The organism is Streptomyces fragilis (assembly GCF_003112515.1).
Taxonomy (GTDB): Bacteria; Actinomycetota; Actinomycetes; order Streptomycetales; family Streptomycetaceae; genus Streptomyces; species Streptomyces fragilis.
Window position 1 is genome coordinate 258,122 of record NZ_BEVZ01000009.1, and the last position, 23,578, is coordinate 281,699.

Consider the following 23,578-nt stretch of genomic DNA (forward strand, 5'->3'; position numbering starts at 1 on the left):
ACATCAGTTGAACTCGTCCGGGTCGGGACCCGTGCGCAGCCCGCGGTCGAGGGTGGCGAGCGAGGCCATCTCCTCGTCGGTGAGGGTGAACCCGAAGACGTCGATGTTCTCGGCGATGCGCGCCGGGGTGACCGACTTGGGGATCACAACGTTGCCGAGCTGGAGGTGCCAGCGCAGCACGATCTGCGCGGGCGTCCTGCCGTGGCGCTCGGCGAGGGAGACGATCGCCTCCTCCTGCAGCACCGCGCCCTGGGCCAGCGGGCTCCACGCCTCGGTGGCGATGCCCAGCTCGGCGTGCACGGCGCGCAGTTCGGCCTGCTGCAGCGCGGGGTGGAGTTCGACCTGGTTGACGGCGGGGACCAGCGAGCTGTGGTCCAGCAGCCGGCGCAGGTGGGCGGGCTGGAAGTTGGAGACGCCCGCGGCGCGGATCCGGCCGTCGGCGGCCAGCCGCTCGAAGGCGCGCCAGGTGTCGAGGTACAGGTCACGGGCCGGGGTGGGCCAGTGGATCAGGTACAGGTCGACGTGGTCGAGGCCCAGCTTGGCCAGGCTCTCGTCGAAGGCGCGCAGGGTGGCGTCGTAGCCCTGCTCGGAGTTCCACACCTTGGTGGTGACGAACAGGTCGTCGCGGGCGACGCCGGATGCGGCGATCGCCTTGCCGACTCCCGCCTCGTTGCCGTAGATCGCGGCGGTGTCGATCGAGCGGTAGCCGGCCTCCAGGGCCGCGGTGACGGCGGCGGTGGTGTCCTCGTCGGGGACCTGGAAGACGCCGAAGCCCAGCTGGGGGATGTCGACGCCGTTGTTGAGGGTGACGGTGGGGACGGAGGGGGTGGTCATGGTGCTTCCTTGCGGTGGTGCCGGTGATGCGGACGACGGGGTTGCTGATGGGTGTTCCGGCGGCGGGGGGTTCCCACGACGGAGGTTCGGGCGGCGGCGGTTCGGACGACGGGGCTTCGGGCGGCGGGGCTTCGGGCGGCGGGGCAGGGGTGGAGAGGGCCGGACGGGGTCGTCACAGACTCGCAGGCAGCGGCGCCGCTTCCGCCTCCGGCGCCGGCCTCGGCGCGGCGGACCTCTCCGAGCCGGCCACCATCCGGCCGGTGACGCCGGTGCGCCGGGCCCGGCGGTCCAGGTGGGCCGCGAGCAGGGAGAGCAGGAGGGCGGAGCCGGCCAGGATCGCGCCTACCCAGTTGGGGGCGGTGTATCCGAGGCCGCCGGAGATCACCAGACCGCCCAGCCAGGCGGCGAGCGCGTTGCCGAGGTTGAAGGCGCCGATGTTGGCGGCGGACGCCAGGGTGGGGGCCGCCGACGCCTGGTCGAGCACCCACTTCTGCAGCGGCGGCACGGTGGCGAAGCCCAGGGCGCCGATCAGGGTCAGGGTGACGACGGCGAGCGCCTTGTGGTGGGCGGTGACCGTGAAGACGAACAGGGTCGCCGACAGCGATGCCAGCGCGGTGAACAGCAGCGGCATCAGCGCCCGGTCGGCAAGCTTGCCGCCGACCAGGTTGCCGAAGAACATGCCCAGGCCGAACAGCACCAGCAGCCAGGTCACGGAGGACTCCGCGAAGCCGGTGACCTCCGTCGCCAGGGGCGTGATGTAGGTGATGGCGGCGAAGACCCCGCCGAAGCCGAGCACGGTCATCGCCATCGCCAGCCACACCTGCAGGTTGCGGAAGGCGGCGAACTCGGCACGGACGTCGGCGGCGGGCGGGCGTCCGCCCTCGGGGATCAGCCGGGCGACGCCGAGCAGCCCGACGACGCCGAGCGCGGCGACGGCGGCGAAGGTGGTGCGCCAGCCGGCGACCTGGCCGAGGTAGGTGCCGCCGGGGACGCCGACGACGTTGGCGACGGTCAGGCCCATGAACATCAGCGAGATCGCGGACGCCCGGCGGTGCGGGGCGACCAGGTCGGCGGCGACCACGGAGCCGATGCCGAAGAACGCGCCGTGCGCCAGCGAGGCGACGATCCGCCCGGCGAGCATCAGGCCGAAGACCGGGGCGACGGCCGACAGGAGGTTGCCGGCGACGAAGAGGCCCATGAGGAACATCAGCATCTTCTTGCGGGACACCTTGGTGCCCAGCACGGTCAGCAGCGGGGCGCCGAGGACGACGCCCAGCGCGTAGCCGGTCACCAGCCAGCCGGCGGTCGGGACGGTGACGCCGAAGTCGTCCGCGACCTGGGGCAGCACGCCCATGATCACGAACTCCGTGGTGCCGATCCCGAAGGCCCCGACGGCCAGAGCCAGGAGCGCGAGAGGCATGGGGTTCTCCCAGACGATGTGTTGCGGGGGGTGGTTACAGGCGACGACATTAGTTGCACACGCGGGATAATTGCAAACGCGGGCTAAATCTGGCCCCGGGTAACCCCTGTGTGGAAGGATTGGTGAACGTCCGGCGGGTCCGGCAGTGGTCCGCCGGCGTCCGCGTCGGACGTTTCCCGACCCGACCGACCCCTTTGCCGAGTAGGAGGTCAGCGTGACCGCGACCGATCCCTCGCTCACCGCCCTCGCCGACGGCTGGTGCGCGCTCTCCCTCCTGCACGGCAGGATCGAGTCCCACCTCGAGCGCGCGCTGCAGCGCCACGGGCTGAGCCCGCGGGAGTACTCCCTGCTGGACGTCCTCAGCCGGCAGCACGACGGACCGGGCGGCCACCTGCAGATGAAGCAGGTCGCCGAGGCCGTCGTGCTGAGCCAGAGCGCGACCACGCGGCTGGTGACGCGCCTGGAGGACCGGGGCCTGCTGTCGCGCTACCTGTGCCCCACCGACCGGCGCGGCATCTACACGGACGTGTCCGGGTCCGGCCTGGCCCTGCTCACCGAGGCCCGGCCGACGCACGAGGCCGCCCTGCGCGAGGCCCTCGACGACGCGTCGCGGGACCCGCGCCTTGAGCCGCTGGTCCGCGTGGTGGAGTCCGCGCGCACCGCCGCCGCGTAAGAAGCCGGCACACCGCTGCCGCGTAAGACCCCGGTGCACCGCCGCCGCGTGGGACCCGGCGCTCCGCTGCCGCGTGAAACCCGGCGCTCCACCGCCGCGTGAAACCCGGCGCTCCACCGCCGCGTGGCACCCGGCGCTCCACCGCCGCGTGGCACCCGGCGCTCCACCGCGTGCGGGACGCCCTCGGCGCACGGCACGGGATCAGGCCCCGGGGCACCGCGCCCGCCCTGGCCCCGGTCCCTGCCCACGGAGGGAGCCGTCCCTACCCGATCTCCACCACCCGGGCCCACGCCGGAGGGACGTCGGGCGTGTGGTGGGGGTCGTCCTCCGAGTAGTACGGAGCACGGGGGAACAGCCCCACGACCGTGCGGCAGGGCGGCCGGGACGCGGGCCAGGAGGTCTGGCCGTCGGTCAGCGCGACCACGACGTCGGGACGGGGCCGCGCCCCCAGCGCCGTGTCGAAACCGGACCGCAGGTCCGTGCCGCCTCCGCCGAGGAGCGTGACGCCCTCCCCGGCGCAGACCGGCCCCACCCGGTGGGTGGCCGCGTCGCAGCTGATCACGGTCACCAGGTCCCTGCGGCCTCCCAGGGACCTGGTGATGGCGGCCACCTCGAGCAGGGCGCTGCCGAGTTCGGTGTCGCTCACCGAGCCGGAGGTGTCGACGACCACGGTCACCTTGGGCGGCCGGCGCCGCAGGCTCGGCAGGACGACGCCGGGCAGCCCGGCCGAGCGGCGGGACGGGCGGCCGTACGTGTAGTCCTGGCCGGCTCCCGGGCCGGTGGCCGCCGAGCGGATCGCCGCGCCCAGCAGCGCCCGCCAGGGCTGCGGCGCGTGGAACACCTCCTCGGCCCACCGCCGCCAGGCCCCCGGGGTGTTGCCGGGCCGGGCGGAGATGCCCTGCGCCACCCGGAAGCGCACCGCGTCACGCTCCTGGTCGGTCAGTCCGTGGGCGCCCTCGGGCCCGAACTCCCATCCGCGGGTCATGCCGTCCGCGCCGCTGCCGCAGTCGAGCCAGGTGAAGCGCTCGGTATGCCGGTGGAGCCGGATCCGGTCGACGTAGTCCTCCATGACCCCGTCGTTCTCGAGACCCAGCAGCCGCGGGGTGACGACATCGGCGGGCTCGGGCAGCCCGTGGCCGAAGGCGTCGTCGTTGATCTCGCAGTCGGCGGCGATGTTCATGCGCAGCCGGTCCCCGGGGCCGGTCAGGTCCCGGGCCCGGGCCATCCGGTCGCTGCGCCCGTGGTGGTCGCGCAGCAGGTGGGACACCTCGTGCACCCAGACGGAGGCGAGCTCCTCCACCGGCAGGGACGCCACGAACGCGGGTGACGCGTAGCAGCGCCAGTACCGGTCCACCGCCATGGTGGGGACCTGGTGCGACTCGACCACGTGCAGCGCGTACAGCGCCGCCGCCAGGTAGGGGCGGGCCCGGGCGGCCTGCAGCCGGGCCGCGTACAGCTTGTCCAGGTCCAGCAGCCCGGGCTCCGGCGAGGCCTGGGCAGGGCGGGGAGCCGCCCCCTGCCGGGGCGCGGGTGCGGGCCTCGACCGGGGCACCGCGCCCACCCGGGACTCCCCCGCCCTCGCCGCCGTTCCCACCGCCGTCCCCGCTGCCGTTCCCACCGCCGTCCCCGCTGCCGTCCCCGCTGCCGTTCCCACCGCCGTCCCCGCTGCCGTCCCTGCCGTCGTCCCCGCTGCCGTCCCCACCGCCGTTCCCGCTGCTGTTCCGGCCGCCGCCGTCGCCGTCGCCCTCACCGCCGCCCTCGCCGTGGCCCCCGCCACCGCCCTCGTCATCGCGCCGCCCTCGCCGCGCCAGCGTCGGCGTTCGCCACGCGGGCCGCCGCCCGGTCGGCACGGCGGGAGAGGTCCACCACTCCGGCCAGCCGCTCGATCGCCGCCGGCACGTCCCACTCGTCCTGCCGCAGCGCGGCCAGCGTGGTCGCCGGGACCACCACGAGGTCGGGCGCCCCGGTCTCCATGGCCCGCACCAGCAGCGACCAGGCGGCGTCCCACCGCTCCCGGGTGGGCCGGGCCCCCACCGCGGCCACGACCGCCTCCAGCACCGCCTGCCGCAGGTCGCCGCGCTGCGGCAGCTCGGCCCCGGCCGGGTCGGCCAGCACGTCCTCCGGGTCGGGGAGGTCCATCCGGTCCATGCTCGCCAGCAGTTCGAGCCCTGGCCCGTCCCCCACCACTCCCCTGACCAGCAGCGACAGCACGTCCCGCGGCGCCCCGGCGGCGGTGGCGAAGGCGATCAGGCGCAGGGCCATGTCCCAGGTGCGGGGCGAGGGCCAGGCGCCGCCCCGGCGTGCCTCGTTGGCGGGCAGCTGGTGCACCAGCTTGGGTCGCGCGGTGAGCAGTCCGCACACCGCGCGCCGGGCGAGGCCGACCGCCCGGGGCAGCTCGGCGGGGTCGAGCCGGGGAAGGGTGGCGCGCGGCCAGGTGCCGCCGAGGCCGCGGACCACCACCTCGGAGTCGTGCAGCCACGGGAGGTGCACGAACCGGTTGGCCAGCGGCGCGCTCAGCTCCCAGCCGTCGGCCGCGGAGGCGCGCGGGTTGGCGGCGGCGACGATGCGGATGCCCTCCGGGAGCCCCAGGGCGCCGACCCTCCTCTCGAGCACCAGCCGGAGCAGCGCCGCCTGCACGGCGGGCGGCGCGGTGGACAGCTCGTCCAGGAAGAGCAGTCCGCGTCCCTGGCGGACCAGGCGCACCGCCCAGTCCGGCGGGGCCATCGGCACGCCCTGCGTGGCCGGGTCGTCGCCGACGACTGGCAGGCCGGAGAAGTCCGACGGTTCGTGGACGCTGGCGATCACCGTGGTCAGCGGCAGCTCCAGCTCCTCGGCCAGCTGCGTGACGGCGGCGGTCTTCCCGATGCCCGGCTCGCCCCAGAGCAGCACCGGGAGGTCGGCGGCGACGGCCAGGGTCAGCGCTTCGAGCTGCATGTCGCGGCGCGGTTCGGTGGTGGTGTCGCCCAGCACGGCGAGCAGGGCGGAGGCGACCTCCAGCGGGGAGCGGGCCGGGACACCCGGCGCGGGGTCCGGGGCTGTGTCGGGGACGGCGGGAGACAGGGTGGCAGTCATGGGGATTCCTCTGCGGAGAAGGGCGTGGTGGCAGGTGACGAGGTGTCACGCGGCGGCCTCCGAGGAAGCCGAGGCGGCACGGGAGATCGCGGGCCCGGCAACGGGCGCGCGGAGCACTCAGCGGTGGGCGGCTTCCCCTGCGCGGCGACGCACCGCGCGGCGGTGGGAAGGGGTCGTCGGGGCCGCCAGCACATGGCGGGGAACGCCCTCAAGGCGGTCGGAGAGGGTCAGCCCGGCCCGGAACAGGCCGTGCACGGCCCGCTGTTCCACGGCGGCCGCGAGCGCGTCGAGCAACTCGCCCTCGCGCAGCACCGCCTGGGGTCCGAGCAGCGTCGTGACGATCTCCAGGGCCCCGTCGGTGTCTCCGTGTGCGAGGCGCTCGCGTACGCCGGGCAGGCACTGCGGGCTGCGGAGTGCTTCGTCGACGGCACGGAGGCAGGGCAGCGGCGGCCCGCCCAGCGCGACCAGGAGCGCCTCGCGGCGGAGCTCGACCGGGCCGTGGTCGAGCGGCGCGAGGACGCCGTCGACCTGGGCGATCCGGTGGAACTCGCCACGGCACTCCACCACGCCGGGCTCCTCCGCACGGCGCGCGGGCGCCCCGGCGGTGGCCGGGGGGTGCCCGGGGGCGAGCGCGGCGGCGACCAGCGGGTGCAGTTCGTGCGGCTCGACGAGGCCGGCGGCCAGCAGGGCGAGGTCCGGCGGGACCCAGGTGGCGGCGTCGGGCAACACCGGCAGGCCGGCCGCGGCGGCCTGCCGCGGCCGGCGGGCGCCGGCGATCCGCCAGGTTCCGCCGCCGTCGCGCGCCACGTCCAGCATCAGCCTGCCCTTGCCGCCGAGCCGCACCAGCACGCTTCCCGCCGGGCCGAGGTCCTCGGCGTCGAGCACGAGGCCCGCCTCGTCCGCCCAGCGGCCGACGGCGTACCGGCGGCCGGGCGGCAGCGCGCGCAGCGGCTCCGGCCAGGCGTCCCGGTCCGCGGGCGGCGCGCCGTTCGTGGACCGGGCGGGCAGTTCCCCCGACCTGGTCGCGTCCCACAGGTGACGGTGCAGGTCGAGGCGGTGGCGCCGGCTGGGCGAAGGGTGCGGGTGCCGTCGGGACGCGGCGTCCCGGGCGGACGGGTCCCACAGGGCGAGGGAGAGCCGCTGTCCGGCGTCCGCCCACGCGGGGTGGGTGCGCACCACCAGGCTCACCGGGCCGCGAGCGGCGGCGCCGACGCCCTCGCCGGCCGCACCGTCGTAACGGACGAGGGGCACGGTCAGGCCGGGGCGCAGCAGTCCGTCCGGGGCGATCCTCGGCAGGTGCCAGCGCAACAGGTCGGGTGCGAGGCGCCGCAGGTCGGAGCGGAGGCGGGCGGCGAAGTCCCGGCCGTGCCGGCGCGCGAGGGCCCGCAGGTCGAGATCGACGTCGACGCGGGCGGCGGCGCAGGCCCCCGCCCAGTCGCCCGCTTCGCGGCGGGCCGTCGCCGTCTCGATCATGGAGGGCGGCACGGCGTGGGCGCGTACGCGCCGCCACAGGGAGAGTCGTCCGTTCGCGTGGTCGGTGAGCATCAGCACTCACCTTGCGCGGACGGGTCCCCCAATCTGTGAACGGAGTTGGTCGTCATCGCCGGGAACGGTACCGCGCCGCGCTCAGGCCTGTCAGGTGTTTTTCGACGAGGGGTCAGAGGCGAGTGACACCGCCCCGAGCGGACAGAACCCGGACACAATATCGTCGCGAAACGGTCGAAAAGCCACAGAAATGTAGCTCCTTAACTGGAATGACTCGTCTTTCTGTACCTCTCGCCTCAAGCCGTGTAGGGTTCGTGACCATGACCGCAAACCCCGCCTCGCCCGCCGAGGAACTGCGCGGCGCCGGCCTGCGGGTGACGGCAGCCCGCGTCGCGCTGCTCGAAACCGTCAGGGCCGGGGACCACCTCGGCGCCGAGGCGATCGCCTCCGGAGTGCGCGAGCGCGTGGGCCACGTCTCGACCCAGGCCGTCTACGAGGCGCTGCACGCGCTGACGGCCGCGGGGCTGGTCCGCCGCATCGAACCGGCCGGCAGCCCGGCCCGGTACGAGGTGCGTGTCGGGGACAACCATCACCACGTCGTCTGCCGCTCCTGCGGCACCGTCGCCGACGTGGACTGTGCGGTCGGTGAGGCGCCCTGCCTGACCGCCTCCCAGAACCACGGCTTCGTCATCGAAGAGGCCGAGGTGACGTACTGGGGCCTGTGCCCCGCCTGTTCCACCGCTCGCCAGTAGTCCCACAGCTCGCAGCACCTGAGCCGTGACCGCCTGATCCAGAAGGACAGACATTGACTGAGAACCACGACGCCATCGTCACCGAGCCGAAGGCGGAGACGGGCGGCTGCCCCGTCGCGCACGGCGCTCGCGCCCCGCACCCGACCGCCGGCGGCGGCAACCGCCAGTGGTGGCCGGAGCGGCTCAACCTCAAGATCCTCGCCAAGAACCCCGCGGTCGCCAACCCGCTGGGCGAGGGCTTCGACTACGCCGAGGCCTTCAAGGGCCTCGACCTCGCCGCCGTTAAGCAGGACATCGCCGCGCTCCTCACCGAGTCGCAGGACTGGTGGCCGGCGGACTACGGTCACTACGGCCCCTTCATGATCCGCATGGCGTGGCACAGCGCCGGCACCTACCGCATCACCGACGGCCGCGGTGGCGCGGGCGCCGGTCAGCAGCGCTTCGCGCCGCTCAACAGCTGGCCGGACAACGTCAACCTGGACAAGGCCCGCCGTCTGCTGTGGCCGGTGAAGAAGAAGTACGGCCAGGCCATCTCCTGGGCCGACCTGATGATCCTCGCGGGCAACGTCGCCCTGGAGTCGATGGGCTTCGAGACCTTCGGCTACGCCGGCGGCCGCGCGGACGTCTGGGAGCCCGACGAGGACGTGTACTGGGGCCCGGAGACCACCTGGCTCGCCGACGAGCGCTACTCCGGCGACCGTGACCTCGAGGAGCCCCTCGCCGCGGTCCAGATGGGTCTGATCTACGTCAACCCCGAGGGCCCCAACGGCAACGGCGACCCGCTGGCCGCCGCCCGCGACATCCGCGAGACGTTCCGCCGCATGGCGATGAACGACGAGGAGACGGTCGCGCTGATCGCCGGTGGTCACACCTTCGGCAAGGCGCACGGCAACGGCCCGGCGGACGCGGTCGGCGACGACCCGGAGGCGGCCGGTCTCGAGGAGCAGGGCCTGGGCTGGCGCAACAGCCACGGCACCGGCAAGGGCGCGGACACCGTGACCTCCGGTCTCGAGGGCGCCTGGACCTACGAGCCCACCAAGTGGGACAACGAGTACTTCAAGATCCTGTTCGGCTACGAGTGGGAGCAGTTCCGCAGCCCGGCCGGCGCGCTGCAGTGGCGTCCGAAGCACGGTGCCGGCAAGGTCGTGCCCGACGCCCACCTCGAGGGTGTCCGCCACCAGCCGATCATGTTCACCACCGACCTCGCGCTGCGCATGGACCCGGTGTACGAGGGCATCTCGCGCCGCTTCCTCGAGGACGAGCAGGCCTTCGCCGACGCGTTCGCCCGCGCCTGGTTCAAGCTGACCCACCGTGACATGGGCCCGGCCGTCCGTTACCTGGGCCCCGAGGTCCCCTCCGAGACGCTGATCTGGCAGGACCCGCTGCCGGACCGCGAGTTCGAGGTCATCGACGAGGCGGACGTCGCCGCGCTGAAGGCGAAGATCGCCGAGTCCGGCCTGTCCGTCCAGCAGCTGGTCTCCACCGCCTGGGCCTCCGCGTCCTCCTTCCGCGGCAGCGACAAGCGCGGCGGCGCCAACGGCGCCCGCATCCGCCTGCAGCCGCAGGCCGACTGGGAGGTCAACGAGCCGCAGAAGCTCAAGACCGTCCTGAGCGCCCTCGAGGGCGTCCAGGAGACCTTCAACGCCTCCCTCACCGGCGGCAAGCAGGTCTCCCTGGCCGACGTGATCGTCCTCGCCGGCGCCGTCGGCGTCGAGAAGGCCGCCAAGGAGGCGGGCTTCGACATCGAGGTTCCGTTCACCGCGGGCCGCGTCGACGCCACCCAGGAGCAGACGGACGTCGAGTCCTTCGCCGCCCTCGAGCCGAAGGCGGACGGCTTCCGCAACTACCTCGGCAAGGCCAACCGCCTGCCCGCCGAGCACCTGCTGGTCGACCGCGCCAACCTGCTCAACCTGAGCGCGCCCGAGATGACCGTCCTGGTCGGCGGCCTGCGCGTGCTGGGCGCCAACTACCAGGACGCCGAGCACGGTGTCCTGACCGAGGCCCCGGGCAAGCTCACCAACGACTTCTTCGTCAACCTGCTCGACCTGGGCACGACGTGGAAGCCGGTGGACGGCGAGAGCAACCTGTACGAGGCCTTCGACGAGGCCACCGGCGAGAAGAAGTGGACCGGCACGCGTGCCGACCTCGTCTTCGGCTCCAACTCCGAGCTGCGCGCCGTCGCCGAGGTCTACGCGAGCGACGACGCCAAGGAGAAGTTCGTCAAGGACTTCGTGCAGGCGTGGAACAAGGTCATGAACGCCGACCGCTTCGACCTGGTCTGATCGCTGACCGATCCGATCCGGTCGGGAGACTCCGGTCGTCCGACCCCGACGGAACGCCCCCGCCCGGCCGCCAGGCCGGGCGGGGGCGTTCCCGCGTCCGGGCAGGTCAGGCGCTCGCGGCCCGGGCCCGTCCGCGGCGCCCGGCCCGGCGGGCCAGGACGCCGCCCAGCGCCACGCGCAGCCTCACCGGCAGCGGCGCCACCAGGAGCCGCACCACGCGGGCGAACCGCCGCAGCCGCCGCTCCTGCCGCGGGGACCAGGACAGGCCGAAACGTTCCCGCAGCACGGGCGGGAGCACCCCGACGGTGACGAACAGGGCGGCCCGCCCCGCCGCCCGGGCCACGGGCCGCCAGAGCGCGTCCGGGACCCAGGGCGCCGGTCTCGCGGGCGAGGCCAGCGCGTCGAGCACGTCCCGCACCGACCGGTTGGGCTCCAGCCGGTCGGCGACCATGGCGTCGTAGTAGGCGAGGAACGAGGGCCAGTCGGGCGGCAGGTGGTAATCCTTGAGCCCCCACACCCGGCCGACGTCCCGCATCTCCCGGTAGTACGCCGCGAGTTCGTCCTCGCCCAGTCCCGGCCCGAAGAGCCGCATCGCGTCCACCGGCGCCTTGACCAGGGTGGCGTGCACCCAGTGGTAAGCCTCGGGGTGCAGGGCGTGGTACCGGCGCCCGGACGCGTCGAGGCCCTTCATGCCGGCGTGCACGCCGATCAGCCGCCGCGCCTCGGCGGTGGCGGCCTCCTGACCGCCGTAGATCACGGTGCTCAGCGAGAGCAGGGTACGGCCCAGCCGGGGCCAGGGCTCGGCGCGGAAGTTGCTGTGGTCGGCGACCCCGGCCCCGACGACCGGGTGGGCCACCTGGAGGAGCAGGAGCTCGGGGGCCAGCAGCAGGGAGCGCACGTCGCCGAAGATCCGCCACACCGGTCCTCCGGGCAGCGGGGCCCTCACCCGCGAGGCGGTCGCGGCGGGCTGTGTCACGGTCATGGCGTCTCCTCGGTCTGCTGCGGATCGGCTGCGGACGTCGCGACGGGTGGTCCGGACGGCATCCGGGGAACGCCGCGACGGCGGCACGGGATCAGACCCGTGCCGCCGTCGCGGCGGTTGCGGAGCGGGGCGCCTCAGGCGGCGGCGGCGCGGGTGCGCTCGGCGACCTGGGACAGCACCTCGACCAGACCGTCGACGGCCTCGGTGTCGTCGGCCGGGTGCAGCTCGGCGAAGCGGACGACCGAGCCGGCGATGGCCAGCTTGGGCTCCTCGACGACCACGGCGCCGGCGATGCCGAGGGCCTTGCGCGCCTCGTCCTGGGCCCACACGCCGCCGTACTGGCCGTAGGCGGTGCCGATCACGGCGACCGGAAGACCGGACAGCGCACCGGCGCCGAACGGCCGGGACAGCCAGTCGATGGCGTTCTTCAGCACGGCCGGCATGGTGCCGTTGTACTCGGGGGTGAACCACAGGATCGCGTCGGCGGAGCCGGCGGCCTCACGCAGGCGGGCGGCGGCCTCGGGCAGCGAGCCCTCGACGTCGATGTCCTCGTTGTAGAAGGGCACCTCGGCCAGACCCTCGAACACCTCCACCTCCACACCCTCCGGGGCGTGCTTGGCGGCGGCCTCGGCGAGCTGGCGGTTGTGCGAGCCGGCGCGGAGGCTGCCGACAAGGGCGAGGATGCGGACGGACATGAGCACTCCTTGGGGAAACAGGACGACATGGGTGGCGGCGGCAAGCAGCGCTCACCACCTGGACGGCAGGCGGAACGCTCCGCCTCACCGGCCCTCGTTCAAATTTGTACCACCTATCCGGACCACGGTCCACTTTCGCTCTGTTGCGGTACTGTGAAGCTCATGGACACCGCTGTACCGCCGCCCTCCGGCGAACCTCTCACGGTCGTCGGCCCCACGACCGGGGTTCCGGCGGATGTCGCGGCAGCCTCCTGCGGACTGCGGGCCGACGCCGCCCGCAACCGCGCCCGGCTGCTGGACGCCGCCACCCGCCTGCTCGGCGAGCACGGCCTGGCGCACCTGACGATGGAGGCGGTGGCGCAGGCGGCCGGCGTCGGCAAGGGCACCGTCTTCCGGCGCTTCGGCGACCGCACGGGCCTGCTGTTCGCCCTCCTCGACCACCGCGAGCGGCAGTTCCAGACCTCGTTCCTCTCGGGCCCGCCGCCGGTCGGCCCGGGCGCGCCCGCCCTGGAGCGACTGCACGCGTTCGGCCCGGCGGTGCTGCACCACGAGGCCAGCCACACGGAGCTGTGGCTGGCCCTGCAGACCGACCCGCTGCGCGCCCTCAGCAGCCCGCCCCACCAGCTGCGTCACACCCACCTCACGCATCTGCTGCGCGAGCACGGCACTCACGGCGACGTCGAGCTGCTCGCCCACACCCTGCTCGCCTTCCTCAGCACCTCGCTCACCCATCACCTGACGGTGCGATGCGGCATGGGACTGGGCCGGGTCGAGGACGCCTGGCACCACCTGGTCGCCCGCCTGACCGCCTGCTCCTGAGCTGTCGGGCCCGCGTCGCGCTCAGGTCCGGTCGTCGGCCTGCGTGCGGCGCTCGCGCAGCCGCACCGCGATCCAGGCCGCGAGTCCGACGACCGCCGCGCCGAGCACCACCTTGGAGAGCACGCCCACGTACCGCTCCACGAGCTCCCAGCGGTCGCCCAGCCAGTAGCCGGCCAGGACCAGGACGGAGTTCCAGATGAGGCTCCCCAGGCCGGTCAGCCCCAGGAAGACCGGCAGCGGCATCCGCTCCAGCCCGGCGGGCACCGAGATCAGGCTGCGGAAGACCGGCACCATCCGGCCGAAGAACACCGCCTTGGTGCCGTGGCGGGCGAACCAGTCCTCGGTCTTCTCCAGGTCGGAGGTCTTCACCAGCGGCATTTTCGCCCAGACCGCGTAGAGCCTGCGGCGGCCCAGGAGCATGCCGATCCAGTACAGGGCCACCGCGCCCACCACCGAGCCCAGCGTGGTCCAGAACAGCGCGGAGGGCAGGCTCAGCACGCCCTGCCCCGCGGCGAAGCCGGTCAGGGGCAGGATCACCTCGCTGGGCAGCGGCGGGAACAGGTTCTCCAGCGCGATCGCCAGCCCGGCACCCGGACCGCCCAGGCTCTCCACCAGGTCGACCGCCCAGCCGGCGATGCCGCCCGGCTGAGGCGACTGCGCGGCGGCCAAGGACGAAGGGTGCATGAGGTCTCCGGGCCGCGGGGGCCGTCAGGGAACAGGGCGTCCCTCCAGCCTAGGAAACCGGCGGCCGGGACGCGGGAGCGGACGCCCGCACCCGCAGTGGCGTTTCCCACAGCATGAATCCGGGAGAACGGGGAGGCGGGGCGGCCGGCCTCGCGGTGGCACCCCCGTCTCAGGCGCCGGGTCCCTCCCCCAGCCGCACCGACCGGGGGGTCAGCCGGATCACCGGCAGCTCCCGGTCCGTCTTCTTCGCGTAGTCGGCGAAGCGCGGCTGGGTGGCGGTGATCACCCGCCAGACGTTGTCCCGCTCCTCGCCGCGCAGTTGCTCGGCGGTGACCTCCATGGTCCGGCCGTCCAGCGTCACGGCGACCTGGTCGGGGTGAGCGGCCAGGTTGTAGTACCAGTCCGGGTTGCGTGCGGCGCCGTTGGCGCTGGCGACGACCAGCCAGGTCCCGCCCTTCTCGCCGAAGCGGGCCACCGGTGTCTTCCGCGGCTGCCCGGAGCGGCGTCCCACGGTGGTCAGCACGAGGGCCTCCATGCCCATGACGCGACCGCCGCCGCGGCGCACGATGCGGCGCATGGCGAGTGCGTTCACCCGGCGCACCAGGGCACCGGGCTGTGCCGCGCCGCGGGTTCCGTTCGGGGTCGGCGTGAAGCTCATCGGTCTCCTCCGGTCCCGTGCGCACACCTCCGGTCCGGGGTGCGCGTTCCGCGGCCGACGCTACCGCCGACGGCTCCGGACGGCCCGTCGGACGCGGGTGTCCCGCTCCTCGCGGGAGTCATGGACGGCCGCGGAGGCGTCCCGCTCCTCGTCGAGGGCGGTCGGGCGGGCGGTCTCCTCGTCGTCCAGGGCCGCCAGGCGCGCCACCGTCTCGTCGTCGAGCTCGGCCAGGGCCAGCAGCTGCTCGGCGGTGGCGTCGGCGGGGACGGGGGACGGCGCGGGCGTGCGCAGCGGCGGCTGCCAGCCCTGGTCGGGCGTCCAGCGCCGGACGACCTTGGCGGGCGCGCCGACCACCACGGAGTGGTCCGGAACGACCCCGCGCACCACCGAGCCGGCGCCGACCACCACGTTCCGCCCGATCCGGGCGCCGGGAAGGATCACCGCGCCGGTGCCGATCCAGCAGCCGGGCCCGATCTCCACCGGATCGGTGCGCGGCCACTGCTTGCCGATCGGCTGGTGCGGGTCGTCGTAGGAGTGGTTGGTGGAGGTGACGTAGACGTAGGGCCCGAAGTAGCAGTCGTCGCCGATCGACACGGTCGTGTCGGCGATGACGTGGCTGCCGCGCCCGAGGACCACGCCGTTCCCTATGCGCAGGATCGTCTCCGCACCGAGGTCCAGGTCGGGCATCAGGCCGGCGGTGAGGGTGACCTGCTCGCCGATGATGCAGTAGGAGCCCAGCTCGATCCAGGGCTCGCCGAAGACGGTGCCGAGGGGGAAGGCGAGCTTGGTGTGCGGGCCCATCGCCCGGAACCGCAGCCGTCCCGGCTGCTCGGCGGACACCGCTCCGGCGCGCTGCACCCAGCCCCAGGCGGCGTGGACGCCACGCTGGAGGAGGCGACGCCGCCACGCGGTGAGGGAGTTCTGGCTTCTGGGCACCCGCTCACGGTAACCAGCAGGCGGCACCGCGACCCTGCCGGGGACCTGTGATCTTCACCCCAGCGGCCGTGGCATACCGTGCCGGGGAACGGCTACCACCTGGAGGGGCAATGGCGCACGAGGCACTGGTCGCGGGCATCGGCGGCAAGGAACCGGTCCTGGAGGAGGACGCCTACGCGGCGCCCACCTCCGTCCTGCTGGGCGAGGTGACGCTGCGCCGGGGCGCGAGCGTCTGGTACGGCGCGGTGCTGCGCTCGGAGGCGGCCCCGATCGTGGTCGGCGAGGACAGCAACGTCCAGGACAACTGCACGCTCCACGTCGACCTGGGCTTCCCGGTGACGATCGGGCGGGGCGTCTCCATCGGTCACAACGCGGTGGTGCACGGCGCGACCGTCGAGGACGACTGCCTGATCGGCATGGGCGCCACCGTGCTCAACGGCGCGGTGATCGGCGCCGGGTCGCTGGTGGCGGCGCAGGCCCTGGTGCCGCAGGGGATGGTCGTGCCGCCCGGTTCGCTGGTCGCGGGAGTCCCCGCCAAGGTGCGGCGGGAGCTCACCGAGGAGGAGCGCGAGGCCCTCAAGCTGAACGCGGCCCACTACACGGAGCTGGCCAGGACGCACCGGGCCGTGCACGCGGCCGGCTGAGCCGCCCTCAGCGGTCGGCGGCCGGTTCGGGCTCCCGCCCGGCCGCCGGCGCGGCGTTCCCCGCCCGGTCCGCGGGCGCGGCCTCCGTCCCGTCCGGGACGGCGGTCGCCGCCGCGTCCGTCGTGGCCGCCTCCGCGGTCTTCGCGGCCTCGTCGGTCTTCGCGGCCTCGTCGGTCGGCGCCGCCTCGTCCGCGGTGGTGTCCGAGGAGGAGGCCGTCATCCTGGCCGCCCGGCGCTTCATCAGGAGCATGGAGGTGAGCCCGATGACCACCGCGAGCACCAGCCCGACCCAGGAGAACCGCTTCAGCCACGCCTCGGCGACGATGCCCACGTAGTAGATGACCGCGGTGGTGCCGCCGGCCCAGACGATGCCGCCGCTGACGTTGGCGATCAGGAACTTCCAGTACGGCATGTGCAGCACGCCCGCCAGCGGGCCGGCGAAGATCCGCAGCAGGGCGACGAACCGGCCGAAGAAGACGGCCCACATGCCCCACTTGTCGAAGGACTTCTCCGCGGCGGCCACGTGCCCTTCGCTGAAGTGCTTCGGGAACTTCGCGCCCAGCCAGGCCAGCAGCGGACGTCCGCCCTTGCGGCCGATGGCGTAACCGATCGAGTCGCCGATGATCGCTCCGGCGCTGGCGCAGATGCCGAGGATCAGCGGGTCGATGCCCGCATGCTGGGAGGAGAGCAGCGCCGAGGAGACCAGGACGATCTCGCCGGGCAGCGGGATGCCGAGACTCTCCAGACCGATGACGATGCCCACCAACGCGTAGACCGCGCCCGCCGGCACCGTCTCGAGCCATTCCTGGACGTGCACCTGTGCCTTCTTCCTGCGTTCCCGCGTCTCGCCGGTTGTCGTGTCCGGTCTCCACGGACCGGTGCGCGTTGTCGCCGTCGTGGCACGGGGGGCGTCGGCACCCGTGCCCGCACCCGCACCCGTATGCCGGGAAGCCTACCGTCACTCCCCCGGAACCCGTTTCGCTACATCACGGACGAGGAACGGTGACCAAAGCGTGTCTGAGCGCGACTAGGGTTACGGGCCATGTGGCCTGGACAGCAGCCGCCTGGTGGCGAGCAGAACCCGAACAACCCGCAGCAGCCGGTGAACCCCTACCAGCAGCCGGGGTACCAGCAGCAGCCCAACCCGTACCAGACGCCCGGCTACCAGCAGCAGCCGCAGCCCGGCCCCTACGCCGCGCAGGGCCAGTGGGGGCCCGCCACGCCCGTGGGTCCCGCGCAGCCGCCCGCCGGCGGCGGTCCCTCTGACCCGTCGCGTCGGACGAAGCTGGTCGCGATCGTCGCCGCCTCGGCGGTGGTGCTGACGGCTGCGGTGACCGGTTTCCTCGTGCTGGGCGACGACGACGAGAAGGTCGTGGCCGGCGGTGACGGCAAGCCGTCCGCCTCGGCGTCCGCCTCGAAGCCCGCCTCCCCCGAGGCGAGCGGGCCGGCGGGGGAGAACCCGCGCGGCGACGGGCCGAAGCCGACGGTTCCCGGCTGGAAGGTCGTGGTGAACCCCAAGTGGGGCACCGCCTTCGACGTCCCGGCGGACTGGGAGGTGGAGAGCTCGGGCACCTTCATCGGCTTCGAGGAGGACGGTTCGGACGACCTCGAGCCGCTGATCGTCATGTCGGCGCCGGCGTACTACAAGTCCAAGTGGTGCGTCTCGGACGACGACAAGGACGGCCGGGAGGACGAGACCGCCCTGGCCACCGTCGGCACCAAGGGCGCCAACGGCGCGAAGAGCACCGACGAGGTGGCGATCAACCACTCCAACACCTGGGTGTTCGCCGGTTACACGCAGCCCGACAAGAAGAGCGTCACCTGGGACAAGAAGGCCAAGCCCTACACGACCGCCGCCGGCGTCGAGGGCAGCATCGCCTGGGCCCGCTCGAAGGACACTCCGGCCAAGGGCAAGTGCGCCACCGACGGCAAGGCCCTCACCTTCGGCTTCAAGAACTCCAACGGCGACTTCGTGGCCTGGAGCCTCTTCGGCGCCACCGGCGTCGAGGACGAGGTGTCGGAGGAGACGATCATGAAGGTGCTCGACACCGTCCGCCTGTACGGCACCCCCAAGGGCTGACGCCCAGGTCCCCTCGCGGTGACCGGCCCCGCGGAGGGCCGGGCACCACGAGGGCCGGTCACCGCGAGGCCCGGTCACCGCGAGGTCCGGGCGCGGCAAGGGCCGGAAACGGGTTTGGCAGCCGCCCTGGTCAGCGGCGATAGTCAGGGGGTGACCACCCCGCCCGCACCGTCGCCGTCCACCGGCGGCCGCCGCAACTACCTCCTGCTCACCGCCGCCGCCTGCGTCACCAACCTCGGTGGCGCCGGCGCGATGATCGCCTCGGCCTTCGCCGTGCTCGACTCCGGAGGGTCGGGCGGGGACGTCGGCCTGGTGGTGGCCTCGCGCACCCTGCCGCTGGTGCTGTTCCTGCTCATCGGCGGGGCGGTCGCCGACCGGCTTCCCCGGCACCGGGTGATGGTGGCGGCGAACACCGTCAACTGTCTCTCCCAGGCCGCCTTCGCCGCGCTGGTCCTCGCCGGCGAGGCGCGGCTGTGGCAGATGATGCTGCTGGCCGGCCTCGGCGGAGCGGCGCAGGCGTTCTTCGGGCCCGCCTCGGAGGGCATGCTGCTCTCCTCCGTCCCCGCCGGTGAGGCCGGCCGCGCCTTCGCCGTCTACCGCATGGCCATGCACGGCGCCTCGCTGGGCGGCGCGGCGCTCGGCGGGGCGATGGTCGCCGCCATGGGGCCGGGCTGGGTGCTGGCCGTGGACGCGGCCGCCTTCGCGGTGGCCGCGTCGCTGCGGGCGCTGCTCGACGTCCGCGGCATCGCGCCGCGTGAACCCGGCGGCGGCATGCTCGCCGACCTCCGCGAGGGCTGGCGGGAGTTCGCGTCACGGCCGTGGCTGTGGGGCATCGTCGTCCAGTTCTCGGTGGCCAACGCGGTGGTGGGCGCCGCGGAGGCGGTGTACGGGCCGCTGGTCGCCCGGGACAGCCTGGGCGGCGCGGGCCCCTGGGGCCTGGCCCTGGCCGCGTTCGGGGCCGGCACGATGGCGGGCGGTCTGCTGATGACCCGCTGGAAGCCGCGGCGGCTGCTCCTGGCGGGCACGCTGTGCGTCTTCCCGCTGGCGCTGCCCAGCGCGGCTCTCGCGGTGCCGCTGCCGGCGCAGGCGCTGTGGGGAGTCATGTTCCTGACGGGAGTGACCATCGAGGTCTTCGGCGTCTCCTGGATGACGGCGCTGCACCAGGAGATACCCGAGGACAAGCTGTCCCGGGTCTCCGCCTACGACTGGTTCGGCTCGATCGCGATGGTTCCGCTGGCCACGGCGCTGGCCGGGCCGGCGGAGACGGCGTTCGGGCGGACCTCGGCGCTGTGGGGCTGCGCGGCGCTGGTCGTCCTCGTCACCGCCGCGGTCCTCCTGGTCCCTGACGTCCGCCGCCTCACCCTGCGGAACGACCCCCGTCCCAAGGCGGGCGGCACCCTCGACGCCGTGGTCACGCCCGTCACCGCCGCCACGCCCGTCACCCCGGTCGCGCCCGTCACCCCGGTCGCGCCCGGTTCCTCCGTCCCCGCCCCGGCCGAAGCACCGCGGTAGCCGTTCCGGGCCGGCGCCGGGGGCCGGGCGGCAGGCACAGGATGGGCTGCCGCGGGGCGGGCTCAAGGCGGTGAGCGGCAGGCTCAAGGCCGGCAGGCTCCGGGCGGCAGACTCAAGGCGTGCGGGCGTGCGGGCGTGCGGGCAGCGGGCAGCGGGCGGCGGCTCAGCCGATGCCGAAGGCGCCGTCGGGCGGCTCCGGGGAGGGCACCGCGTCCGCGTCGTCCACGGCCGCCGCGCCCCGGCTGAACTCCCGCAGCGCCTCCGCGTGCACGACCCGCGCCGGGAACGCGTCGGCGGCCACCCGGCGGGCCACCTGCGCCACGTCCAGCGGCCGTCCCGAGGCGACGAGCAGCGCGTTGCCGAACCGCCGCCCGCGCAGGACGCCCGGCTCGGCGATCACGGCCGCCTCCGCGAACACGGCCGCCACCGTGGCGATCTGGGAGCGCAGGAACGCGAACGGCGCCCCGTCCGCCAGGTTGGCGACGTACACGCCCGCGTCCCGCAGCACCCGCCGCGCCTCCCGCACGAAGCCGAGCGAGGCGAGGTGCGCCGGCACCCGGGAGCCGCCGAACACGTCGGCCACCAGCAGGTCCGCACTGTCCCCGGGCGCCCCCTCCAGCCACTCACGTGCGTCGCCCACATGGGGACGGATACCGGCGCCACCGGCTTCCTCCGGCAACGGCAGGTGTTCCAGCACCATCTCCAGGAGGCCGCGGTCGTACTCGACCACATCCTGACGGGATCCCGGCCGGGTGGAGGCCACATACCGGGGCAGGGTGAGCGCCCCGCCTCCCAGGTGCACCACGTCCAGCGCCGCCCCGGGCTCGGCCAGCGTGTCGACCAGGTGCCCGATCCGCCGGGTGTACTCGAACTCCAGGTGGGCCGGTTCGTCCAGGTCGACGTAGGACTGCGGTGCCCCGTCGACGGTCAGCAGCCAGGCCCGCTCCCGGTCCACGTCGGGCATCAGTTTCGCGGTGCCGTGGCCGACGGCGCGGGTCACGGGTACGGGCTCGTTCACCCAGCCATTGTGCCGGTGTGACGGTATGTCGTACGCCACGGTAAGGAGCGAACACCCCACATCCTCGGTTACTGTCGCCAAATGCTCGATGCCACCACCCGCTCTGGGGGCACCGGCGCGGCACCGTCCCCCGCCGCGACCGCCGGATTAGTGATCACCCCTCCTGTCACCCTGACCAAGACCGCGCGACCGTCGCATCCGCCGGAGCCGCCCCCGGCTCCCGCGCCACGCGGTCCGCTGGCCCGCTGCGCCCGGCTGCTGCTGTCGCCGTGGGCCCGTCTCGGCCTGCTCGTGGTCCTCCTGGCCACCGCCGCCGGGGCGGTCCTGATGTTCGAGCCGCAGCGCCTGGTCGCGGACGGCTGGCCGCCCCAGTTCGGCGGCGGTCTCGCCGCGCTGGCGTTCGGCGTGGCCTACGGGGTGTGCACCGTGGCCTTCGTCCCGCGCCCGGTGCTCAACCTGGCGGCGGGCGCGCTCTTCGGCTCGACGCTGGGCCTGGCGACCGCGCTCGGCGGCACCGTGCTCGGCGCGGGTCTTGCCTTCGGCCTCGGCCGGCTGCTCGGCCAGGACGCCCTGCGGCCGCTGCTGCGCGCCCGCTGGCTCCAGGCGGCCGACGGCCAGCTCAGCCGGCACGGCTTCCGCTCGATGATGGTGCTGAGACTCTTCCCCGGCATCCCGTTCTGGGCCGCCAACTACTGCGCCTCCGTCTCCCGGATGCGTGCCTCCTCGTTCCTCCTCGCCACCGCGCTCGGCTCGATCCCCAACACCGCCGCCTACGCGGTCGCCGGGGCCCGCGCCGCCAGTCCCACCTCGCCGGCCTTCCTGCTCGCCGTGGCCGTCATCGCCCTCCCGGCCATGGGGGGCGCCGTCTTCGCCTGGCGCAAGCGCCACCACCTGCGCGCACGCTGACCGGCCGGCGACGCGACGCCTTCCGTTCACCCGTGGATCACCGGACGGACGCCACGGCACCGTTACAGTGCCCGCACCCCGGTGTCGTCGTGACCCGGTCCGCCTCCCCGATCAGCGCTTGGACTACCCGCACCCATGTCTTGGTTCGAATCGCTCGTCCTCGGACTCGTCCAGGGGCTGACCGAGTTCCTGCCCATCTCCTCGAGCGCCCACCTACGGCTGACCGCCGCGTTCTCCGGCTGGCAGGACCCGGGGGCGGCGTTCACCGCGATCACCCAGATCGGCACCGAGGCCGCGGTGCTGATCTATTTCCGCCAGGACATCGGGCGGATCGTGAGCGCCTGGTTCCGCTCCCTGCGGGACCGGGAGGCGCGGCGCGACCACGACGCCAAGATGGGCTGGCTGGTGATCGTGGGCTCGATCCCGATCGGCGTCCTCGGTGTGGCCCTCAAGGACCACATCGAGGGCCCGTTCCGCGATCTGCGGGTCACCGCAACCATGCTGATCGTCGTCGGCGTCGTCATCGGCGTCGCGGACCGACTGGCCGAGCGGGCCGCGGAGGACGCCGAGCGGCCCGTGGCGCGCGGCGGGCGGCACCGCCTCCGCCGGCCGAAGGACCTGACCCACCTCGGCGTCCGCGACGGCCTGATCTTCGGTCTCTGCCAGGCCATGGCCCTGGTTCCCGGCGTCTCCCGCTCGGGGGCCACCATCAGCGGCGGGCTCTTCATGGGGTACCGCCGGGAGGCCGCGGCCCGCTACTCCTTCCTGCTGGCCATTCCGGCCGTCCTGGCCTCGGGCCTGTTCGAGCTCAAGGACGCGGCGGAGGGCTCCCACGTCTCCTGGGGCCCGACGTTCCTCGCCACGGTGATCGCGTTCGTCTGCGGCTACGCGGTGATCGCGTGGTTCATGAAGTTCATCAGCACCAAGTCGTTCATGCCGTTCGTCTGGTACCGGATCGCCCTCGGCCTGCTCATCCTCGGCCTGATCACGACCGGTGTGCTGAGTCCGCACGCGGCCGATCTGTAGCGGGCCGGTAGCGGAGTGTCATACCTTCCCCCTAGGGTGGTCGCCATGCTCCACAACGCCGAGGTCCGTGAATCCGCGCGCTCAGCCGCCGAGCTGAACGAGATGATCCGCGCGCTGTGGCTCCGCTCGAGCGGCGCGCCGACCGCTCAGGACCGCGCCCGGTACGAACAACTGGTCGTCGAGTGGGCCCACGCCGTGCGGGCCGAGGCGCTGCAGCCGGCCTAGGGTCCCGCGCCGCCGGCAGGCGCTGCGCCCTCGGCAGGCGCTGCGCCCTCGGCAGACGTAGGCGTCGTGCGGGCGGCGGCGCACCGGCCGGGCGCCGCCGCACCGGTTCACCTGCCGAGGACGGCCACACCCGCCTGCGCGAACTTCTCGTCCAGGTCGCCGGACGGGGCCCCGGCGACACCGATGCCCGCGATCGGGGCGCCCTTGGCGGTGACCGGCGCGCCGCCGGCCAGGAAGAGGGTGTTCGGGATGTCCTTCAGGTGCGGGGCCTGGTCCAGCCGTCCGGCGAGCACCGAGGTGGGCGCGTTCCAGGAGACGGCCGTGTACGCCTTGCGCACCGCCGAGTCGTAGGACTGGGGACCGGCGCCGTCGCCGCGCAGGGTCACGACGGTGTTGCCGTTGCGGTCCACGACGGCGACCGTGACCTTCTGGTCCGCGTCCTGGGCCGCGTCCAGCGCGGCCTGCGCGGCCCGGACGGCGGCGTCGGCCGTGAGGTGGGTGGTCTGCGTGGTGTTCCGGCCCTTCGTCACGTCGGCCGCGGCGGGCGCAGCCGCGGGCGCCGGCCCGGCGGCGTTCGCGGTCACGGCGCCGAACGTACCGGCGCCCAGCACCGCGGCGGCGACCGTGCCGAGCAGGACACGGGTGCGCGGGGTCGTCTTCTTCGTCATGGTGAGCAGCTCCTCGCAGGTCGTCCGGGGAACCTCGCTCCCCGGTCCGTCGGTCTCCATCCTCCGAGCGCCCCGGCCCCCCGGGCGTCGGCGTTCCGGCTGGTCACGCGGGTCCCGACGGCTGACGGCGATGTCATCCGAACGGCTGATGCGCCCACCGCGCGCACGGGTTTGCCTGGAGGGAGCGGCGGCCGCCGGTCCGGCCCC

Annotated in this window: 23 protein-coding genes; 10 read left to right on the forward strand and 13 right to left on the reverse strand. The window is 74.1% G+C overall.

Annotated features, from left to right (window positions below; genetic code table 11):
- Positions 1-3 precede the first annotated feature (3 nt).
- Together Sfr03f_RS27265 and Sfr03f_RS27270 are read right to left on the reverse strand one after the other, a co-directional pair.
- Positions 4-834: an aldo/keto reductase gene (locus tag Sfr03f_RS27265; RefSeq protein WP_108956836.1), complete on the reverse strand. Its 831-nt coding sequence runs from the start codon at positions 832-834 to the stop codon at positions 4-6.
- 172 nt (positions 835-1,006) lie between these two features.
- Positions 1,007-2,254, reverse strand: a complete 1,248-nt coding sequence (locus Sfr03f_RS27270; protein ID WP_108956837.1) for an MFS transporter — start codon at positions 2,252-2,254, stop codon at positions 1,007-1,009.
- Between the two features lie 214 nt (positions 2,255-2,468).
- Between Sfr03f_RS27270 and Sfr03f_RS27275 the strand changes: the two genes are divergently transcribed.
- Positions 2,469-2,927, forward strand: a complete 459-nt coding sequence (locus Sfr03f_RS27275; protein WP_108956838.1) for a MarR family winged helix-turn-helix transcriptional regulator — start codon at positions 2,469-2,471, stop codon at positions 2,925-2,927.
- Between the two features lie 262 nt (positions 2,928-3,189).
- Here the strand turns inward: Sfr03f_RS27275 and Sfr03f_RS27280 are convergent, their stop codons facing one another.
- From Sfr03f_RS27280 to Sfr03f_RS27290, 3 genes are all read right to left on the reverse strand, one after another.
- Complete coding sequence (locus Sfr03f_RS27280; protein WP_245967792.1) at positions 3,190-4,401, reverse strand: vWA domain-containing protein; 1,212 nt, start codon at positions 4,399-4,401, stop codon at positions 3,190-3,192.
- A 311-nt stretch (positions 4,402-4,712) separates the two neighbouring features.
- A complete protein-coding gene (locus Sfr03f_RS27285; protein ID WP_108956840.1) occupies positions 4,713-5,999 on the reverse strand; it encodes an AAA family ATPase in 1,287 nt (428 codons plus the stop codon).
- Positions 6,000-6,116: 117 nt separating this feature from the next.
- Complete coding sequence (locus Sfr03f_RS27290) at positions 6,117-7,544, reverse strand: hypothetical protein (RefSeq protein ID WP_108956841.1); 1,428 nt, start codon at positions 7,542-7,544, stop codon at positions 6,117-6,119.
- A 260-nt stretch (positions 7,545-7,804) separates the two neighbouring features.
- Here Sfr03f_RS27290 and Sfr03f_RS27295 point away from each other — a divergent pair, with 260 nt between their 5' ends.
- Positions 7,805-8,236, forward strand: a complete 432-nt coding sequence (locus Sfr03f_RS27295) for a Fur family transcriptional regulator (protein WP_108956914.1) — start codon at positions 7,805-7,807, stop codon at positions 8,234-8,236.
- A gap of 53 nt (positions 8,237-8,289) precedes the next feature.
- A complete protein-coding gene (gene katG, locus Sfr03f_RS27300) occupies positions 8,290-10,518 on the forward strand; it encodes a catalase/peroxidase HPI (protein ID WP_108956842.1) in 2,229 nt (742 codons plus the stop codon).
- Between the two features lie 106 nt (positions 10,519-10,624).
- Here katG and Sfr03f_RS27305 read toward each other — a convergent pair whose 3' ends face one another.
- Both Sfr03f_RS27305 and Sfr03f_RS27310 read right to left on the reverse strand, forming a co-directional pair.
- On the reverse strand, positions 10,625-11,500 hold the full coding sequence (locus Sfr03f_RS27305; RefSeq protein WP_108956843.1) for an oxygenase MpaB family protein: 876 nt from the start codon (positions 11,498-11,500) through the stop codon (positions 10,625-10,627).
- Between the two features lie 134 nt (positions 11,501-11,634).
- Complete coding sequence (locus Sfr03f_RS27310; RefSeq protein WP_108956844.1) at positions 11,635-12,195, reverse strand: NAD(P)H-dependent oxidoreductase; 561 nt, start codon at positions 12,193-12,195, stop codon at positions 11,635-11,637.
- A 162-nt stretch (positions 12,196-12,357) separates the two neighbouring features.
- On the opposite strand from Sfr03f_RS27310, the gene Sfr03f_RS27315 reads away from it, so the two are divergent.
- Positions 12,358-13,014 carry a TetR/AcrR family transcriptional regulator gene (locus Sfr03f_RS27315; protein ID WP_108956845.1) on the forward strand — a complete coding sequence of 219 codons (657 nt, stop codon included), beginning with the start codon at positions 12,358-12,360 and terminating at the stop codon, positions 13,012-13,014.
- 21 nt (positions 13,015-13,035) lie between these two features.
- Here the strand turns inward: Sfr03f_RS27315 and Sfr03f_RS27320 are convergent, their stop codons facing one another.
- From Sfr03f_RS27320 to Sfr03f_RS27330, 3 genes are all read right to left on the reverse strand, one after another.
- Positions 13,036-13,698, reverse strand: a complete 663-nt coding sequence (locus tag Sfr03f_RS27320; RefSeq protein ID WP_108956846.1) for a DedA family protein — start codon at positions 13,696-13,698, stop codon at positions 13,036-13,038.
- A 169-nt stretch (positions 13,699-13,867) separates the two neighbouring features.
- Complete coding sequence (locus Sfr03f_RS27325; RefSeq protein WP_108956847.1) at positions 13,868-14,356, reverse strand: nitroreductase/quinone reductase family protein; 489 nt, start codon at positions 14,354-14,356, stop codon at positions 13,868-13,870.
- Between the two features lie 60 nt (positions 14,357-14,416).
- Positions 14,417-15,292, reverse strand: a complete 876-nt coding sequence (locus Sfr03f_RS27330; RefSeq protein ID WP_108956848.1) for an acyltransferase — start codon at positions 15,290-15,292, stop codon at positions 14,417-14,419.
- Between the two features lie 110 nt (positions 15,293-15,402).
- Between Sfr03f_RS27330 and Sfr03f_RS27335 the strand changes: the two genes are divergently transcribed.
- Complete coding sequence (locus Sfr03f_RS27335) at positions 15,403-15,936, forward strand: gamma carbonic anhydrase family protein (RefSeq protein ID WP_108956849.1); 534 nt, start codon at positions 15,403-15,405, stop codon at positions 15,934-15,936.
- A 7-nt stretch (positions 15,937-15,943) separates the two neighbouring features.
- On the opposite strand, the gene Sfr03f_RS27340 is transcribed toward Sfr03f_RS27335, so the two are convergent.
- Positions 15,944-16,753: a DedA family protein gene (locus Sfr03f_RS27340; RefSeq protein ID WP_108956850.1), complete on the reverse strand. Its 810-nt coding sequence runs from the start codon at positions 16,751-16,753 to the stop codon at positions 15,944-15,946.
- Between the two features lie 225 nt (positions 16,754-16,978).
- Between Sfr03f_RS27340 and Sfr03f_RS27345 the strand changes: the two genes are divergently transcribed.
- The gene (locus Sfr03f_RS27345; protein ID WP_108956851.1) at positions 16,979-18,016 is read left to right on the forward strand and encodes a DUF8017 domain-containing protein; all 1,038 of its coding nucleotides are present in this window, start codon (positions 16,979-16,981) and stop codon (positions 18,014-18,016) included.
- A 150-nt stretch (positions 18,017-18,166) separates the two neighbouring features.
- Positions 18,167-19,528 (forward strand): MFS transporter, encoded by a 1,362-nt coding sequence (locus Sfr03f_RS27350; protein WP_245967784.1) that lies wholly within the window; start codon positions 18,167-18,169, stop codon positions 19,526-19,528.
- A 163-nt stretch (positions 19,529-19,691) separates the two neighbouring features.
- Here Sfr03f_RS27350 and Sfr03f_RS27355 read toward each other — a convergent pair whose 3' ends face one another.
- Positions 19,692-20,546 carry a spermidine synthase gene (locus Sfr03f_RS27355; protein WP_108956852.1) on the reverse strand — a complete coding sequence of 285 codons (855 nt, stop codon included), beginning with the start codon at positions 20,544-20,546 and terminating at the stop codon, positions 19,692-19,694.
- An 81-nt stretch (positions 20,547-20,627) separates the two neighbouring features.
- Between Sfr03f_RS27355 and Sfr03f_RS27360 the strand changes: the two genes are divergently transcribed.
- The 3 genes from Sfr03f_RS27360 to Sfr03f_RS27370 all read left to right on the forward strand — a co-directional run bounded on the left by Sfr03f_RS27360 (position 20,628) and on the right by Sfr03f_RS27370 (position 22,703).
- Entirely contained in the window at positions 20,628-21,452 is an 825-nt protein-coding gene (locus tag Sfr03f_RS27360) for a TVP38/TMEM64 family protein (protein ID WP_108956853.1), read from the forward strand.
- Between the two features lie 135 nt (positions 21,453-21,587).
- Positions 21,588-22,478 carry an undecaprenyl-diphosphate phosphatase gene (locus Sfr03f_RS27365; protein WP_108956854.1) on the forward strand — a complete coding sequence of 297 codons (891 nt, stop codon included), beginning with the start codon at positions 21,588-21,590 and terminating at the stop codon, positions 22,476-22,478.
- A gap of 45 nt (positions 22,479-22,523) precedes the next feature.
- Complete coding sequence (locus Sfr03f_RS27370) at positions 22,524-22,703, forward strand: hypothetical protein (protein ID WP_108956916.1); 180 nt, start codon at positions 22,524-22,526, stop codon at positions 22,701-22,703.
- A gap of 107 nt (positions 22,704-22,810) precedes the next feature.
- Here Sfr03f_RS27370 and Sfr03f_RS27375 read toward each other — a convergent pair whose 3' ends face one another.
- Positions 22,811-23,371 (reverse strand): GlcG/HbpS family heme-binding protein, encoded by a 561-nt coding sequence (locus tag Sfr03f_RS27375; protein WP_108956917.1) that lies wholly within the window; start codon positions 23,369-23,371, stop codon positions 22,811-22,813.
- Positions 23,372-23,578 lie beyond the last annotated feature (207 nt).

What these genes read in the sequence shown, in the direction of transcription:
- Sfr03f_RS27315 (WP_108956845.1), top strand. Translation starts at nt 12,358, where the DNA reads ATGGACACCGCTGTACCGCCGCCCTCCGGCGAACCTCTCACGGTCGTC.
- Sfr03f_RS27265 (WP_108956836.1), bottom strand. Translation starts at nt 834, where the DNA reads ATGACCACCCCCTCCGTCCCCACCGTCACCCTCAACAACGGCGTCGAC.
- Sfr03f_RS27320 (WP_108956846.1), bottom strand. Translation starts at nt 13,698, where the DNA reads ATGCACCCTTCGTCCTTGGCCGCCGCGCAGTCGCCTCAGCCGGGCGGC.
- Sfr03f_RS27345 (WP_108956851.1), top strand. Translation starts at nt 16,979, where the DNA reads ATGTGGCCTGGACAGCAGCCGCCTGGTGGCGAGCAGAACCCGAACAAC.
- Sfr03f_RS27325 (WP_108956847.1), bottom strand. Translation starts at nt 14,356, where the DNA reads ATGAGCTTCACGCCGACCCCGAACGGAACCCGCGGCGCGGCACAGCCC.
- Sfr03f_RS27335 (WP_108956849.1), top strand. Translation starts at nt 15,403, where the DNA reads ATGGCGCACGAGGCACTGGTCGCGGGCATCGGCGGCAAGGAACCGGTC.
- Sfr03f_RS27370 (WP_108956916.1), top strand. Translation starts at nt 22,524, where the DNA reads ATGCTCCACAACGCCGAGGTCCGTGAATCCGCGCGCTCAGCCGCCGAG.
- Sfr03f_RS27305 (WP_108956843.1), bottom strand. Translation starts at nt 11,500, where the DNA reads ATGACCGTGACACAGCCCGCCGCGACCGCCTCGCGGGTGAGGGCCCCG.
- Sfr03f_RS27310 (WP_108956844.1), bottom strand. Translation starts at nt 12,195, where the DNA reads ATGTCCGTCCGCATCCTCGCCCTTGTCGGCAGCCTCCGCGCCGGCTCG.
- Sfr03f_RS27375 (WP_108956917.1), bottom strand. Translation starts at nt 23,371, where the DNA reads ATGACGAAGAAGACGACCCCGCGCACCCGTGTCCTGCTCGGCACGGTC.
- Sfr03f_RS27290 (WP_108956841.1), bottom strand. Translation starts at nt 7,544, where the DNA reads ATGCTCACCGACCACGCGAACGGACGACTCTCCCTGTGGCGGCGCGTA.
- Sfr03f_RS27360 (WP_108956853.1), top strand. Translation starts at nt 20,628, where the DNA reads ATGCTCGATGCCACCACCCGCTCTGGGGGCACCGGCGCGGCACCGTCC.
- Sfr03f_RS27270 (WP_108956837.1), bottom strand. Translation starts at nt 2,254, where the DNA reads ATGCCTCTCGCGCTCCTGGCTCTGGCCGTCGGGGCCTTCGGGATCGGC.
- Sfr03f_RS27285 (WP_108956840.1), bottom strand. Translation starts at nt 5,999, where the DNA reads ATGACTGCCACCCTGTCTCCCGCCGTCCCCGACACAGCCCCGGACCCC.
- Sfr03f_RS27365 (WP_108956854.1), top strand. Translation starts at nt 21,588, where the DNA reads ATGTCTTGGTTCGAATCGCTCGTCCTCGGACTCGTCCAGGGGCTGACC.
- Sfr03f_RS27295 (WP_108956914.1), top strand. Translation starts at nt 7,805, where the DNA reads ATGACCGCAAACCCCGCCTCGCCCGCCGAGGAACTGCGCGGCGCCGGC.